Raw genomic sequence first — 15,692 nt, forward strand, 5'->3', positions numbered from 1 at the left:
TCATCCCATCCCGCCTGTCTCCCGTTGAGCCCCCGTTACCGCTTACGGAGAACGCGCAACCGCCATGCGCCCTGACGCTTCAAGACTGCCCGCGATCGACGCCCTCAAGGCGCTCGCCTGCCTGCTGATCGTGCTGCACCACCTGGCCTTCTACGGCCCCATGGCCGACGTGGCCAAGCCCCTGATGCCCGGCCTGATCCACTTCCTCGACGAATACGCGCGGATGGCCGTGCAGGTCTTCCTGGTCGCCTCGGGCTTCCTGTTCGCCGCCAAGTTCGGCCCCGGCAGCGTCATCGCTGCGCCGCTCAGCCTGCTCGCCCAGCGCTACACCCGCCTCGTCGTGCCCTACTCGGCCGCCCTGCTGCTGGCCATCGCCTGTTCGGCCGTGGCCGGCGCCTGGATGGAACACCGCTCGATCTCCGACGTGCCCGACCTCGGCCAGCTCCTCGCCCACGTCCTGCTCCTCCACGACCTCCTCGACCAGGAAGCCCTCTCCGCCGGCGTGTGGTACGTGGCCATCGACTTCCAGCTCTTCGCACTGGCGGTGCTGCTGCTGTGGCTGCCCACCCGCGTCGCCGCGCTGCGCCCGCTGGCGCCGCTGCTGATCGTCGGCATGACCCTCGCCTCGCTGTTCGGCTTCAACCGCGACGCCCTGTGGGACGAGACGGCGCTGTACTTCTTCGGCGCCTTCGGCCTCGGCATTCTCTCCGCCTGGGCCGCCCGCCAGCCCCGCGGCGGTCTGTGGCTCGCCGCGCTGGCCGCCGTGGCGCTCGCCGCGCTGGCGGTGGATTTCCGCCCACGCATCGCCATCGCCACCGGCGTGATGCTGCTGCTCGGCGTTTCCGCCCGCAGCGGCCTGCTGCACCGCCTGCCGGTGCCCGCGCCGGTGCGTCGCCTGGCGCGCATTTCCTACTCGGTGTTCCTGGTGCACTTCCCCCTGTGCCTGCTGGTGAATGCCCTGTTCATCAACCTCTTCCCGACCAATCCGGTGGCGAGCGCCCTCGGCATGGTGGTCGCGGTGGCCGTCAGCATCGCCGGCGGCGAGCTGTTCTACCGCCGTATCGAAAGCCGGCCCTTCACCGTGCGCATGCGCCTGCTGTTCCCGGCCGGTGTGGTTGCCGGCGGCTGGCTCGCCGCCCTGGCCCTCGGCGGCTGACCCGCCTCCGCCCCGCAGGCGCCTTCGACGCCGCCGCCCTTCACGGGGCGGCGGCGTCGTGCTTTACGGGGTCCGCCGGATACGTACTCGGGCGCGCCGCGCCTCCGCGCCCTCCCATTAAATCCCTTTAAAAACAAATTTGTGCATTTAATGCACACTTTGGATTTGCTTTTTGCCCCACGAACGCAAATCCCTAGAATCGCCTCGCCAACAACAAGAACGAGGCGTGGAGACGCAACACCGCCCCGGCAGGTCGCCCCCGGCCCGCCGCCTCCGCCCTCGCCCGACGGGACCACCGGCCCCGCCGATCCACACGCCGAGGAGCACCCATGAGCATCAAGCTGAAATGCCTGTCGCACACCCCACTGCGCGGGCTCAACGATCCGGGCGCCGACGTCGTCCGTGAAGTCGACGACATCCTGGCCCGGTCCCGTGCCGAGGTCGAAGCCTTCGATCCCGAACTGATCGTCATCTTCGCCCCCGACCACTACAACGGCCTGTTCTACGACCTGATGCCGCCGTTCGTGATCGCCACCGCCGCCGAATCGGTCGCCGACTACCAGACCCTGCCCGGCCCCCTGTCGATCCCCCGCGAGCTCGCCCTCGAGATGACCCGCTTCATCCTCGACCAGGACGTGGACATCGCCCTGTCCCACCGCCTGCAGGTGGACCACGGCTGCACCCAGACCCTCGAAGAGATGACCGGCAGCCTCACCCGCTACCCGGTGATCCCGATCATCATCAACTCCGTCGCCCCGCCGTTCGCCCCCTACCGCCGGATACGCAAGCTCGGCGAGGCCGTCGGCAAGTTCATCGCCCCGCTCGACAAGCGCGTGCTGATCCTCGGCACCGGCGGCCTCTCCCACGAACCGCCGGTGCCGCTGCTCGCCAGCGCGCCCGACGAAGTCGCCAACTTCCTCATCGCCGGCCGCAACCCCACGCCGGAAGCCCGCGCCGCGCGTCAGGCCCGCACCATCGCCGCCGGCAAAATCTACGGCACCGCCGCCTGCGCCCAGACCCCGCTCAACGCGGAATGGGATCTCGCCTTCATCGACCTGCTGGTGAACCGCCGCCTCGCCGACATCGACGACTTCCAGATCGACGACATCTCGAAGACCGCCGGCCGCTCGACTCACGAAGTACGCACCTGGGTCGCCGCCTTCGCGGCGCTGGCCGCCACCGGCCCCTACGCCGCCCGCAAGGACTACTACCGCGCCATCAACGAATGGATCGCCGGCTACGGCGTCGTCAGCGCCGAGCAGGCCTGAAAAAACCACACCGGAACACACCAGAGGAGATTGACACCATGAACGCCCCCGAAAAGCTCATCCCCACCGAAGCCGAGATCGTCGCCCGCGCCGAGGCCCTCATCCCGTGGCTGCGCGAGCGCGCCGACGCCTGCGAGAAGGCCCGCATGGTTTCCCTCGAAACCATCCAGAAGTTCCAGGAAGCCGGCTTCTTCAAGATCCTCCAGCCCAAGCGCTGGGGCGGCTACGAGATGCACCCCAACGTCCTCAACAAGGTGCTCATCGAGCTGGCCCGCGGCTGCCCGTCCAGCGCCTGGAACGTGATGGTGCTCGGCGTGCATCCCTTCGAAGTGGGCCTGCTGCCCACCCAGTGCGGCGACGAACTGTGGGGCGACGACAATACCCGCCTCGTCTCTTCGTCCTACGCCCCCTTCGGCACCGTCACCAAGGTGGAAGGCGGCTACGTGCTCAACGGCGAATGGCTCACCTCCAGCGGCTGCGACCACGCCGCCGGCGGCGCTTTCCTGGGCGGCCGCGTCGCCAAGGCAGACGGCGAGCTGGAGTTCCGCTCCTTCTGGGTCCAGCGCAGCGACTTCGAGATCGTTGACGACTGGTTCGTGGTCGGCCTCGCCGGCACCGGCAGCAAGAAGCTCGCGATCAAGGAAGTCTTCGTGCCCGAGTACCGCAGCCACGTGATCGGCGCCTACGACGAGCACTCCCACGGCGACGTGAACAACCTCTACAAGATGCCCTTCTTCTACGTCTTCTACGCCGCCGTGTCGTCGGTCATCATCGGCATGGCCCGCGGCATGGTCGACCTCTACATCGAGCACATGGTGCCGCGCCAGAACATCAACCAGGCCGTCGGCGCCGCCGTGCAGGACCCCTTCATCAAGGGCCGCCTCGGCGAGGCCTACGCCAAGATCCTCGGCGCCACCTCCCGCGTGCTGCAGAACACCGACGAAGCCTGGGCTTACGCCTCGAAGGGCGAGCTGGTACCGCTGGACGTGCGCGTGCGCCACTTCGCCACCAACCAGTTCACCGGCGGCGAATGCTTCGACGCGGCGCACATGATCTTCAAGAAGACCTCGACCCGCGGCGTGTGGCTCAACTGCCCGATGCAGCGCCAGATGCGCGACATCCTGGTGGGCGCCAACCACATCACCCAGAACCAGGACAACATCGGCGAACTGCTCGGCGGCCAGCTCCTGGGCAGCCCGCTGCCCAAGGCCAACCCCTTCGGCGTCAAGGCCTAAACTCCGTGGCCGGCCCGGCATCGCCCGGGTCGTTCTCCCTACCCAACGAGAAAACCGAGAGACACGTCATGACCGACCTCGCCAACGCCGTCGTGCACCAGAGCCCCGTCCAGGACGTGCGCACGCCGGGCCTCACCGATCTGCCCACCGTCAGCCCCCTCGAGCAGCGCAACGGCATGCGCCACCTGGCCGCCGGCGTGTCCATCATCACCGCCGCCAACGGCGGCCAGCGCGCCGGCCTCACCGCCACCGCGGTGTGCTCGGTGACCACCGATCCGCCGCGCCTGGTGGTCTTCGTGAACAAGAACGTGGTCGCCAACGAGCTGATCCAGCAAAGCGGCGCCCTGGCCGTGAATGTGCTGGCCGGCGAGCAGGAAGACGTGGCCAAGGCCTTCGCCGGGATGATCGAAGGCGTCCACGGCGACGCCCGCTTCGAGCACGGCGACTGGAGCACCCTCGTCACCGGCGCCCCGGTGCTCGGCAACACCTTGTCGAGCTTCGACTGTCGCGTGATCAAGCTCTTCGACGAGAGCACCCACAACGCCTTCCTGTGCGAAGTGCTGTCGGTGCGCGAACGCAGCGACGGCCAGGCGCTGGTGTACCTCAACGGCGCCTTCCGCAAGATCGACCAGTAAGCCCGGCAGGGCGCGCCTGCCTGCCTCCGCTACTGCCCCGCCAGCGCCCGCCGGTATTCCCCCGGCCGGGCGCCGGTCCATTTCTTGAATGCCCGGTGAAAGGCGCTCGCCTCGGCAAACCCCAGGTCGTGGGCGATCTCGAGCACTGATTTTTCGGAGTGGCATAGCTGGCTGATCGCCAGGTCGCGACGCAGGTCGTCCTTGATCGACTGGTAGGACTGCCCCTCGTCGATCAGGTGGCGGCGCAGGGTCGACACCGACGAATGCAGCTGCTGCGCCAGCGTCTCGAAATCCGGCCAGGTATCGGGCGGGATGTGCCGCAACTGACGGCGGATGCGCGCCACCAGCCCCTCGCTGTTGCGGTACTTGACCAGGAAGTTGGCCGGCGCGCTGCGCAGGAAGACCTTCATCGTGCGCGCGTTCTGCACGTTGGCCATGTCCAGGTATTCGGCGGAAAACACGATCGCCGTCTCCGCCTCGTCGAAGCGCAGGTCGGGCGAGAACAGCACCCGCCACTCGGCGCTGAAATCCGGTTCGGCGCAGCGAAAACGCGCCGTGTCGAGGGGAATCCGCCGGCCGATCAGCCAGCACGCCAGGCCGTGCAGGATGATCAGGAAGGTGCCGTAGGCAAACGCCCGGCGCGGCGCGGCGTGGCGTTCGCGCAGCACCACCCGCGCGGTGTCGCCGCTGCGCTCCAGCACCCCTTCGAAATCGTCCAGCACCAGCCGGAAGAAGCGCAGCGCCCGGCGCAGCGCCCGCTCCAGGGTGTCGCAGTGGATCACGCTGTGGCACAGCAGCGTGAAGCTGCCGGCCTTCATGGGGTGCGAATCCATGCCGAAGAACTCGTCGTCGAGCGCCTCGGCGATGAGGTGCCACAACACCCCGTAGTGAGCCGACGCCACACGCGCCTGGGGCGCGTTGAGCAGTTCCGGCGAAATGCCCGCCTGGAGCAACAGCGCGTTGGCGTCGCCGCCCCGCGCGCGCAGGCCCACCAGCGCCTCATGGACGAAACCGATGGAAATGGTGCCCTTGTCGGCGGTGCGCGGACTCATCGAAAACCGGAAGCCCCACTCGAAGAAAGATCGCGGAAAGCGGCGCCGTCCAGCCGTGGCGGCACCCGTTTTTGCTGCTCTGCAATGTGGCAAATTCTACCATTCACATTGATCGTTTTCGGCATGGATGCCGGCCTCGGCAGTGCCTACACTGCACGCCCATCGCGGCCCGCTGCCCCTTGGTGGCAGAGCCGGCACATCCCGAAAAACACACCCAAAAGGAGCGCTTCATGGAGATCAAGGACAACGTATTCGTGGTGACCGGCGGTGGTTCCGGCCTGGGCGCCGCCACCGCGAAGATGATCAATGCGGCCGGCGGCAAGGTCGTGCTGGCCGACGTCAACAAGGAAGCCGGCGACAAGCTCGCCGCCGAACTGGGCGCCGGCGCCCGCTTCGTTGCCACCGACGTGACCGACGAAGCCAGCGCCAAGGCCTGTTTCGCCGCCGCCGTCGAACTGGGCACGCTCCGTGGCCTGGTCAACTGTGCCGGCATCGCCCCGGCCGAGAAGGTCGTCGGCAAGGAAGGCCCGCACAAGCTCGAATCCTTCGCCCGCACCATCAACATCAACCTGATCGGCACCTTCAACATGACCCGCCTCGCCGCGGAGATCATGAGCAAGAACGAACCCAACGCCGGCGGCGAGCGCGGCGTGATCGTCTCCACCGCCTCCGTCGCCGCCTTCGACGGCCAGCTCGGCCAGGCCGGCTACGCGGCCTCCAAGGGCGGCGTCGTCGCCATGACCCTGCCGATCGCCCGCGAACTGTGCCGCTCCGGCATCCGCGTGATGACCATCGCCCCGGGCATCATGGAAACCCCGATGCTGCTGGGAATGCCCGCCGAAGTGCAGGAAGCCCTCGGCAAGATGGTTCCGTTCCCCTCGCGCATGGGCAAGCCGGCCGAGTACGCCGCGCTGGTCGAACACATCTTCGGCAACGCCTACCTCAACGGCGAGGTGATTCGCCTCGACGGCGCGATCCGCATGGCAGCCAAGTAAATAACGTAGGGGCGAATTCATTCGCCCGCAGTCGGTTGATCGAAGTCCGCGGGCGAATGAATTCGCCCCTACGGGCCTCACAGTTACCCAAAGGATTTCCCGCATGAGCAACGCCAACGACCCCATCGTCATCGTCTCCGCCGCCCGCACCCCGATGGGTGGCTTCCAGGGTGATTTCGCCAGCCTCACCGCGGCCCAACTGGGTGGCATCGCCATCAAGGCCGCCGTCGAGCGCGCCGGCATCGCCGCCGACACCGTCGAAGAGGTGATCTTCGGGTGCGTGCTGCCCGCCGGCCAGGGCCAGGCCCCGGCCCGCCAGGCCGCGCTGGGTGGCGGTCTGCCCCTGTCGGCCGGCTGCACCACCGTCAACAAGATGTGCGGCTCCGGCATGAAGGCCACCATGCTGGCCGCCGACCTCCTCACCGCCGGCACCAACGAAGTGATGATCGCCGGCGGCATGGAATCCATGACCAACGCCCCCTACCTGCTGCCCAAGGCCCGCGGCGGCTACCGCCTCGGCCACGGCCAGGTGATGGACCACATGTTCCTCGACGGCCTCGAAGACGCCTACGAGAAGGGCCGCCTGATGGGCACCTTCGCCGAAGACTGCGCCGGCCTCTACAACTTCACCCGCGAGCAGCAGGACGCCTACGCCATTGCGTCCCTCACCCGCGCCCAGGCCGCCATCAAGGACGGCTCCTTCGAGTGGGAAATCACCCCCGTCACCGTGGCCGGCCGCAAGGGCGACGTGACCATCGCCAGCGACGAGCAGCCGCCCAAGGCCAACCTCGACAAGATCCCGACCCTGAAGCCCGCCTTCCGCAAGGACGGCACCGTGACCCCGGCCAACTCCAGCTCCATCTCCGACGGCGCCGCCGCCCTGGTGCTGATGCGCGCCTCCACCGCCGCCGCCAAGGGCCTCAAGCCGATCGCCAAGATCGTCGGCCACAGCACCCACGCCCACCAGCCCAACCTGTTCGCCACCGCCCCGGTCGGCGCCATGCAGAAGCTCCTCGCCAAGACCGGCTGGACGGTTGCCGACGTGGATCTGTGGGAGATCAACGAAGCCTTCGCCGTGGTCACCATGGCCGCGATCCACGATCTGAAGCTGGATCACGCCAAGGTCAACATCCACGGCGGCGCCTGCGCGCTGGGCCACCCGATCGGCGCCTCCGGCGCCCGCATCATCGTCACCCTGCTCGGCGCCCTCAAGAAGACCGGCGGCAAGCGCGGCGTCGCCAGCCTGTGCATCGGCGGCGGCGAAGCCACGGCGCTGGCCGTGGAAATGCTGTAAGGCAGGAAACCTTCCGGAGCGTCGGGTTACGCCCTGCGGGCTAACCCGACCTACAAGGAAGGCGACGGCGGCGCCTGGCCCATCAGAAAAGGCTCGGAGCCAAATTAAAGCCCGTCTGAACCGTCGAGCAGCGCAGTGCCAGCCGGAGCAGTCCGGCGTCGCTGTCTGAGCCCGAAGGGCGAGTTTGCGACGTCGGCCGGCTGGCTCGAGCAGCGCAGAGGAGTCGTCCGCAACGCGGACGACCGGTGAAGCCGGGTCGCCTTCTTTGCTTCCTTTCTTGGCGAGACAAGAAAGGAAGTCGCCCGCCGGGGCGAACTCCCCGGCCAACGCAAGACGAAACACGGGAAAGCCGTCCCTCGGCAGCACGCAGGCAAAACAGCCAAGGGCGACTGAAGTCGCCCCTACGCGAGCCGGTGCAGCCAGCCACCCGGACGGCTCCACGAACAACGCAACCCAGAATCCAAAGGACACCGCACCATGATCCTCACCCAAGAACAGGAAATGATCCGCGACTCCATGCGCGCCTTCGCCCAGGAGCGCCTCGCCCCCTTCGCCGCCGAATGGGACAAGCACCACACCTTCCCCGCCGAAGCCCTCAAGGAACTCGGCGAGCTGGGCGCGATGGGCATGTGCGTGCCCGAGGAATGGGGCGGCGCCGGCATGGACTACATGAGCCTGGTGCTCACCCTCGAAGAAATCGCCGCCGGTGACGGCGCCACCTCCACCATCGTCTCGGTGCAGAACTCCCTGGCCTGTGGCATCACCCAGAAGTACGGCACCGACCAGCAAAAGGAAGAGTGGCTCAAGCCCCTGGCCCGCGGTGAGAAGCTCGGCTGCTTCTGCCTGACCGAACCCCACACCGGCTCCGACGCCGCGGCGATCACCACCCGCGCCGACCGCGACGGCGACAGCTTCGTGCTCAACGGCGTCAAGCAGTTCATCACCACCGGCAAGCACGCCCACATGGCCATCGTCTTCGCCGTCACCGACAAGGCCGCCGGCAAGAAGGGCATCAGCTGCTTCCTGATCCCCACCAACACCCCGGGCTTCATCGTCGGCCGCACCGAGGACAAGATGGGCCAGCACGCCTCCGACACCGTGCAGATCATCTTCGAGAACTGCCGCGTGCCCGCCACCGCCCTGCTCGGCAAGGAAGGCGAAGGCTACAAGATCGCCCTGTCGAACCTCGAAGCCGGCCGCATCGGCATCGCCGCCCAGAGCATCGGCATGGCCCGCGCCGCGTTCGAAGCCGCCGTGCGCTACGCCAAGGAGCGCGTGACCTTCGGCGTGCCCATCATCGAGCACCAGGCGGTCAACTTCCGCCTCGCCGACATGAACACCCTGCTCGACGCCGCCCGCCTGATGGTCTGGCGCGCCGCCCAGCTCAAGGACGCCGGCAAGCCCTGCCTGAAGGAAGCCTCGATGGCCAAGATGTTCGCCTCCGAAGCCGCCGAGAAGATCGCCTCCGACGCCATCCAGATCCACGGCGGTGTCGGCTACACCAGCGACTTCCCGGTCGAGCGCATCTACCGCGACGTGCGCATCAGCCAGATCTACGAAGGCGCCAACGACATCCAGCGGCTCGTCATCGGTCGCACCATCGCCACCGAGTAAAGGGCGCGCCGGGCTACTGCGCGGCCCGATCTTGCGATTCCGGTACTCGCCGTACTCCAGTACGGCTGCGTTCCTCGTCGCAACCTCAGGCCGCTCGCTACGGTTTCTGCGCACCTTTACGCAGCTGGCGTTGTAGGGGCGAATTCATTCGCCCGCGGAGGCAGGCCCAGGGTGTGTACGTTTTTTCAACGCCTGGCGGGCGAATGAATTCGCCCCTACAAAAACATCGCCCCAGCCCCGCCCGAGCGCCCCGAAGCGCCTCGGTGCCCCACCAAAGCCCGTCTGATCCGGCGAGCAGCGCAGGGAAGTCGGCCGAAGGCCGACCTGTGAAGCCGGGTCGCCTTTCTTGCTTACTTCTTTGGCGAAGCAAAGAAGCAAGTCGCCCGCCGGGGGCGAACTCCCGGCCAACGGCACGCCAAACAAGCGCCGCACGCAAAAAAAACAAAGGAGACAACAAAATGGGCCCCCTCCACGGCATCAAAGTCGTCGAATTCGCCGCTCTCGGCCCCTGCCCCATGGCCGCGATGATCCTCGTCGACCTCGGCGCCGAAGTCGTGCGCATCGAACGCAAGCCCGCACCCGGCGCCAAGCCGGCGTCCGACCTGTTCGACCCGAAGATCGACATCCTCAACCGCTCCCGCCGCGTCGTCACCCTCGACCTCAAGAAGCCCGAAGGCCTCGCCGCCGCCCGCGAGCTGGTGGCCAAGGCCGACATCCTCGTCGAAGGCTACCGCCCCGGCGTGATGGAACGCCTCGGCGTGGGCCCGGACGTGAGCCTCAACGCCAACCCGCGCCTCGTCTATGGCCGCATGACCGGCTGGGGCCAGAGCGGCCCGCTCGCCTCCACCGCCGGCCACGACATCAACTACCTGTCGCTCTCCGGCGCGCTGCACGCCATCGGCGAACCCGGCGGCAAGCCGGTGGTGCCGCTCAACCTGGTGGCCGACTGCGGCGGCGGCGCGATGCTGCTGGTGGTGGGCGTGCTCGCTGCGCTCACCGAGGCACGCAACTCCGGCAAGGGTCAGGTGGTGGACGCGGCGATGACCGACGGCTCGGCGCTGCTGATGACCATGATGTACACCCTCAAGGCCATGGGCCAATGGGGGCAGACGCGCGGCAGCAACCTGCTCGACGGCGGCGCGCACTTCTACGACACCTACCGCTGTGCCGACGGCAAGTACGTTTCCATCGGCCCCATCGAGCCCCAGTTCTACGCGCTGTTCCTGCAGAAGGCCGGCATCGTCGATCCGGACTTCAGCCAGCAGTGGGACCGCGCCCGCTGGCCCGAGCTCAAGACCCGCGTCGCCGCGCATCTCGAAACCCGCACCCGCGACGAATGGTGCGCGCTGTTCGACGGCAGCGACGCCTGCGTGGCGCCCGTTCTGGACATGGACGAAGCGCCCGAACACCCGCACAATCGGGCTCGCGGCACCTTCATCGAAGTTGGCGGCGTCATTCAACCGGCGCCGGCCCCGCGCTTCAGCCGCAGCACCCCGGCAACGCCCCGCGCGCCGAAGCATGGCGCCACCGGCGAAGACGTGCTGGCCGACTGGGGCTTCACCCCCGACACCATCGACGGCCTACGCCGTGCCGGAGCCATTTAACTAGAAAACATCTGGAGGACACATGGAATACCAGAACATCATCGCCGAGACCCGTGGCAAGGTCGGCCTCATCACCCTCAACCGCCCCAAGGCCCTCAACGCCCTCAACGACGCCCTCGTCGATGAACTGGGCCACGCCCTGGACGGCTTCGAAGCCGACGAGAACATTGGCTGCATCGTCATCACCGGCTCCGAGAAGGCCTTCGCCGCCGGCGCCGACATCGGCGCGATGGCCAATTTCAGCTACATGGACGCCTATAAGGGCGACTACATCACCCGCAATTGGGAGCGCATCAAGACCTGCCGCAAGCCCATCATTGCCGCGGTGGCCGGCTTCGCCCTGGGCGGCGGCTGTGAAATGGCCATGAGCTGCGACATGATCTTCGCCGCCGACACCGCCAAGTTCGGCCAGCCCGAGATCAAGCTCGGCACCATGCCCGGCGCCGGCGGCACCCAGCGCCTGCCCCGCGCCGTGGGCAAGGCCAAGGCCATGGACCTGTGTCTCAGCGCCCGCATGATGGACGCCACCGAAGCCGAGCGCGCCGGCCTCGTCGCCCGCGTGATTCCCGCCGACAAACTCGTCGAGGAAACCCTCGCCGCCGCGACCACCATCGCCGGATACTCGCTGCCGGTCATCATGATGATCAAGGAATCCATCAATCGCAGCTTCGAATCCGGCCTCAACGAAGGCCTGCTGTTCGAGCGCCGCGTGTTCCACGCCACCTTCGCCCTCGACGACCAGAAGGAAGGCATGGCCGCCTTCGTCGAAAAGCGCAAGGCCGCGTTCAAGAATCAGTAAGTCGTCCGCACTGGCATGACGACAAAGGGGGCCCGTGGCCCCCTTTGTCGTTCACCACCGTCGCTCGCCACGCAGAACGGGGGCCCGCGCACCGCCGCAGCCTTCCGCCCCTTACCCGGGCTTGCCCCGCGCCTCGTCCCACTCCCGCGCGGCGCGCTCCAGGTGCTGCAGGAACACCTGGGCCACCGGCGACAGGCTCTTGCCGCGGGGATACAACGTCCACCAGTTCGACTGCACCGGAAAGCCCTCCACATCCAGCACGGTGAGCTGTTCCTCATGGGGATGGGCGCTCATCGCATGGCGCGAGATCACCGCCAGCCCCAGCCCGCCGGCCACCGCCTGCTTGATGGCCTCGTTGCTGCCCAGCTCGAGCCGCACCGCCGCCTTGAAGCCGATCCGCGCAAAGTGCGCATCGCACGCCAGCCGGGTGCCCGAACCCTGTTCGCGCAGGATGAAGCGCTGCCCCGCCAGCGCAGCGAGCTTCACGCCCTTGCTGCCGGCAAGCGGATGCGACTCGGGGGCGATCACCACCAGCGGATTGGGCAGGAAGGCGTGCCGCTCCAGCTCGATGTCGGCCGGCGGCATCGACATGATGTAAAGATCGTCCCGGTTCTCGCGCAGCCGCGCCACCACGCCGTCGCGGTTCTGCACCTCGAGGGCGATGTCGATTTCCGGATGGGCGGCGCAGAAGCGCCCCAGCAAGCGCGGCACGAAATACTTCGCCGTGCTCACCACCGCCACCCGCAACTGCCCGCGCGTCAGCCCCTTCATCGCATCGATGCGCTGCTCGAAGGCCGCCCACTCGCCCATCATCGTGCGGATCGTCTCGGCCAGATCCGCCCCCGCGGCAGTGAGATGCAGGCGCTTGCCGATCTGTTCGTACAACGGCAGCCCCACCGACTCGCTCAACTCCTTGAGCTGCATCGACACCGTCGGCTGGGTGACGTGGCACGCCTTGGCGGCCGCCGTGATGCTGCCCAGATCGGCAAACGACAAGAACAGGCGCAACTGACGGAACGTGACATTCATAGATATTTATCTATTTAAACAATAACGATAATCGATTTTTATATATTAGCGCTTGTCGGTAACATCCGCTCCGTTTTCGTCATTCACGCGTACCGCCATGCAAAGCATCCTCGATCCGGCCATCCTGTTCTTCGTCTTTGGCGTCGCTGCCGGCACCCTCAAGTCGAACCTCGAAATCCCGCCGCAAATCTCACGCTTCCTGTCGCTCTACCTGCTCATGGCGCTGGGCCTCAAAGGCGGTTTCGCCCTCGCCAAGTCCGGCCTCACCGCCGAAGTCGCCACCACCCTGGGCTGCGCCATCGCCCTGGCGATCATCGTGCCGATGATCGGCTACACGATCCTCAAGCGCTTCCTCAGCGGCTACAACGCCGCCGCCATCGCCGCCACCTATGGGTCGGTCAGCGCGGTCAGCTTCATCACCGCCGTCCAGTATCTCGAAACCAACGGGGTGCCCTATGGCGGCCACATGGCCGCCGCCATGGCCCTGATGGAATCTCCCGCCATCATCATGGCGGTGCTGTTCGCCAACACTCTGCGTCAGGGCGCCGGCGCCAGCGCGGTGGTGAGCGTCGGCCAGGGCGGCGCGGCCATCGCCGGCGGCCCCGCCCCCGCGCCGGTGCCGCTAGGCAAGATCCTCCACGAATCCTTTACCGACGGCGCCCAGTTGCTGCTGCTCGGCGCCATGGTCGTCGGCATCGTCACCGGCGAAGCCGGCAAGGCGGTGATGGCGCCTTTCTCGGTCGATCTGTTCAAGGGTATGCTCGCCTTCTTCCTGCTCGACATGGGCCTGATGGCCGCCCGCAACATGGGCGAACTCAAGGGCAAGTCCCCCTGGCTGGTGGCCTACGCCATCCTCGGCCCCCTCGCCCACGCCAGCCTCGCCCTCGCCCTCGCCACCGTGCTCGGCATCGCCCCGGGCAACGCCGGCCTGCTGATGGTGCTCGCCGCCAGCGCCTCGTACATCGCCGTGCCGGCCGTGCTGCGCTATGCCATCCCCGAAGCCAATCCGTCCCTGTACTTCGGCATGTCCCTCGGCATCACCTTCCCCTTCAACATCCTGCTGGGCATCCCCCTCTACATGTGGGCGGCGCACCAGGTGCTTGGCTAAACCGCCCTCCCCCGCTTTCCTCCCTTTCTGCCGCGCCGCGGGCCACCCCCGCCACGCGGCAGTTTTTTGTGGCCTGCCCACCACCGCCGCCCGTCGACGCAAGGTTGCCCACACCGCCCGTATTCGTCCTTCACCCGCGTGAGCATCTTCTACAGCGCGTGAACGGTCGACAACCATCGGGCGTAGATCGAATACACCCCGTGCACATCGATCTACAGGTCATGAAATGTCTTCTACACGCCGCGTAGAAGCCCTACACGCGACGCAATGGCTTCTACACCCCCGCGTAGAAGCACTACACCGCCTGAAAGTCGACCTACACGCGGCTGTACCGCTTCCACGCGCCGTGTGTATCGCCCTCATCCGCCTCTGTGGGGCTCATTGGCACCAGCCCCGCAACAAACCGCAGGCACCGCCCCTCGTCCCGCTCCCCGCGCCCGCCTCCAGGCGCACGGCCGCTCCACCGCAGCGCGCCGAAAAAAACGCATCCGGCATTTTCAAAAAGCATGAACCCAGGTAGCATTTAAACCACTGTATTTTTGTTCACAACACTACCCAGGAGCCCGACCATGAGCAACGCCCTGCAACGCATCCCCCAGCCCACCCTCGACGCCGACATCGAAACGCTCCGCGCCCTCGGCGGCCTGGACGACTACACCCCGCGCCACGCGGAATACAGCCTGGCTGCCGCCGAAGCCGTGCTGGCGCGCCTCGACAAAGTCACCACGGCCGTGCTCCTCGCCGAAAACACCCTGGCCGCCTTGCGCTCCGAAGCCCTCGCCGTCCGCGCCGAAGTCCACAAGACCGCCCTCGGTGTGAAGGACGAAGCCATGGTCATCTACGGCCCCGACTCCAACCAGATCGCCGCCCTCGGGCTCAAGAAGCGCTCCGAGCGCAGCAAACCCAAACGCCAGCCCAAAGCCGCCGCCAGCGCCTGAACCCAGCCCGCCGCGCCGGCCCCGTCACCCCCGGCGCGCGCACCCGCGAAAAATGCACACAGCACGCTGCGCGATTGATGCAGGACAGCTTTCCGGCCCCGGATCGCTGTAACATGAATTCATAAACCCAGCCTCCTCCGCCGCCGATGAGCCCCCCTCACCTACCCACCGAAACCCGCGTCGCCGTCCTCGTCGATTGCGACAACACCACCCCCGACATCCTCGACTTCGCGCTCCGCGTCGTCGCCCAGTTTGGCCGCGTCGTGCTGCGGCGCGGCTACGGCAACCACACCACGCTATCGCGCACCTGGCAGGAAGCCCTCGTCCGGCAAGCCTTCACGCCCTGCCTGCAATACCAATACGTCGCCGGCAAGAACACCGCCGACATCGCCCTGGCCCTCGACGCCCTCGAGGCGATGTTCGACCACCGCGCCGACAAGTTCTGCCTCGTCACCAGCGACTCCGACTTCGCCTACCTGTGCCGCAAGCTCCGCGAACGCGGGGCCACCGTCTGCATCGTCGGCGAAGCCAAGACCCCGGACGCGCTGCGCAATGCGAGCGATCAGTTCTTCGAATGGACGCCGCCCGCCCCTGAACCCGAACCGGAGCCCGAACGCCCCCCGCAACACGATCCCGCCACCGACAAAGCCCCCCAGGCCAGGACGGAACCCGCTGCCAAACCCCCCATCGTCAAACGCCGCCCGAAGTTCGTCGTCGATGCCGTCACCCTTCTCGCCGCCGGGACGTCGGAAGGTCGCATCGGCCTCGGCCAGCTCGGCCAATACCTCAAACGCACCGACCCCGGCTTCTCACCGGCCATCTACGGGCATTCGGGGCTGCTGGACATGGTCAAGACGTACGACCTGCTGGCGTTGAAGAAGGAAGACGGCGGACATTACACGGTGGGGGTGAAGCAGGGGTGATTAAAACCAGATGAACAAAAGGAATGAAATTCGATGGAGTAG

The 15,692-nt window shown here is 67.1% G+C and carries 14 protein-coding genes; 12 read left to right on the plus strand and 2 right to left on the minus strand.

What is annotated here, in order from left to right; genetic code table 11:
• Positions 1–64 precede the first annotated feature (64 nt).
• The 4 genes from ACE3P2_RS08490 to ACE3P2_RS08505 all read left to right on the plus strand — a co-directional run bounded on the left by ACE3P2_RS08490 (position 65) and on the right by ACE3P2_RS08505 (position 4,294).
• Entirely contained in the window at positions 65–1,156 is a 1,092-nt protein-coding gene (locus ACE3P2_RS08490; protein WP_374263386.1) for an acyltransferase family protein, read from the plus strand.
• A gap of 329 nt (positions 1,157–1,485) precedes the next feature.
• Positions 1,486–2,424, plus strand: coding sequence for a 3-carboxyethylcatechol 2,3-dioxygenase (locus tag ACE3P2_RS08495; protein WP_374263388.1), 939 nt, complete (start codon positions 1,486–1,488; stop codon positions 2,422–2,424).
• A gap of 38 nt (positions 2,425–2,462) precedes the next feature.
• Positions 2,463–3,659 carry an acyl-CoA dehydrogenase gene (locus ACE3P2_RS08500; protein WP_374263391.1) on the plus strand — a complete coding sequence of 399 codons (1,197 nt, stop codon included), beginning with the start codon at positions 2,463–2,465 and terminating at the stop codon, positions 3,657–3,659.
• 68 nt (positions 3,660–3,727) lie between these two features.
• Positions 3,728–4,294, plus strand: a complete 567-nt coding sequence (locus ACE3P2_RS08505; RefSeq protein WP_374263394.1) for a flavin reductase family protein — start codon at positions 3,728–3,730, stop codon at positions 4,292–4,294.
• Positions 4,295–4,323: 29 nt separating this feature from the next.
• Here ACE3P2_RS08505 and ACE3P2_RS08510 read toward each other — a convergent pair whose 3' ends face one another.
• Positions 4,324–5,346 (minus strand): AraC family transcriptional regulator, encoded by a 1,023-nt coding sequence (locus ACE3P2_RS08510; protein WP_374263396.1) that lies wholly within the window; start codon positions 5,344–5,346, stop codon positions 4,324–4,326.
• 230 nt (positions 5,347–5,576) lie between these two features.
• Here ACE3P2_RS08510 and ACE3P2_RS08515 point away from each other — a divergent pair, with 230 nt between their 5' ends.
• The 5 genes from ACE3P2_RS08515 to ACE3P2_RS08535 all read left to right on the plus strand — a co-directional run bounded on the left by ACE3P2_RS08515 (position 5,577) and on the right by ACE3P2_RS08535 (position 11,652).
• The gene (locus tag ACE3P2_RS08515) at positions 5,577–6,341 is read left to right on the plus strand and encodes a 3-hydroxyacyl-CoA dehydrogenase (RefSeq protein ID WP_374263399.1); all 765 of its coding nucleotides are present in this window, start codon (positions 5,577–5,579) and stop codon (positions 6,339–6,341) included.
• Between the two features lie 103 nt (positions 6,342–6,444).
• Complete coding sequence (locus ACE3P2_RS08520; protein ID WP_374263401.1) at positions 6,445–7,635, plus strand: acetyl-CoA C-acetyltransferase; 1,191 nt, start codon at positions 6,445–6,447, stop codon at positions 7,633–7,635.
• 477 nt (positions 7,636–8,112) lie between these two features.
• A complete protein-coding gene (locus ACE3P2_RS08525; protein ID WP_374263404.1) occupies positions 8,113–9,249 on the plus strand; it encodes an acyl-CoA dehydrogenase in 1,137 nt (378 codons plus the stop codon).
• Between the two features lie 458 nt (positions 9,250–9,707).
• Positions 9,708–10,853, plus strand: coding sequence for a CaiB/BaiF CoA transferase family protein (locus ACE3P2_RS08530; RefSeq protein ID WP_374263407.1), 1,146 nt, complete (start codon positions 9,708–9,710; stop codon positions 10,851–10,853).
• 22 nt (positions 10,854–10,875) lie between these two features.
• Entirely contained in the window at positions 10,876–11,652 is a 777-nt protein-coding gene (locus ACE3P2_RS08535) for an enoyl-CoA hydratase (protein ID WP_374263410.1), read from the plus strand.
• Positions 11,653–11,763: 111 nt separating this feature from the next.
• On the opposite strand, the gene ACE3P2_RS08540 is transcribed toward ACE3P2_RS08535, so the two are convergent.
• Positions 11,764–12,681, minus strand: a complete 918-nt coding sequence (locus tag ACE3P2_RS08540) for a LysR family transcriptional regulator (protein ID WP_374263413.1) — start codon at positions 12,679–12,681, stop codon at positions 11,764–11,766.
• A gap of 97 nt (positions 12,682–12,778) precedes the next feature.
• On the opposite strand from ACE3P2_RS08540, the gene ACE3P2_RS08545 reads away from it, so the two are divergent.
• The 3 genes from ACE3P2_RS08545 (at position 12,779) to ACE3P2_RS08555 (ending at position 15,650) form a co-directional block, all read left to right on the plus strand.
• A complete protein-coding gene (locus tag ACE3P2_RS08545; protein WP_374263416.1) occupies positions 12,779–13,789 on the plus strand; it encodes a sodium-dependent bicarbonate transport family permease in 1,011 nt (336 codons plus the stop codon).
• Positions 13,790–14,358: 569 nt separating this feature from the next.
• Positions 14,359–14,727, plus strand: a complete 369-nt coding sequence (locus ACE3P2_RS08550; protein WP_374263418.1) for a hypothetical protein — start codon at positions 14,359–14,361, stop codon at positions 14,725–14,727.
• A gap of 146 nt (positions 14,728–14,873) precedes the next feature.
• Positions 14,874–15,650 carry an NYN domain-containing protein gene (locus ACE3P2_RS08555; RefSeq protein ID WP_374263421.1) on the plus strand — a complete coding sequence of 259 codons (777 nt, stop codon included), beginning with the start codon at positions 14,874–14,876 and terminating at the stop codon, positions 15,648–15,650.
• Positions 15,651–15,692 lie beyond the last annotated feature (42 nt).

The sequence above is a fragment of the Zoogloea sp. genome (genome assembly GCF_041911615.1).
Taxonomy (GTDB): domain Bacteria; phylum Pseudomonadota; class Gammaproteobacteria; order Burkholderiales; family Rhodocyclaceae; genus Zoogloea.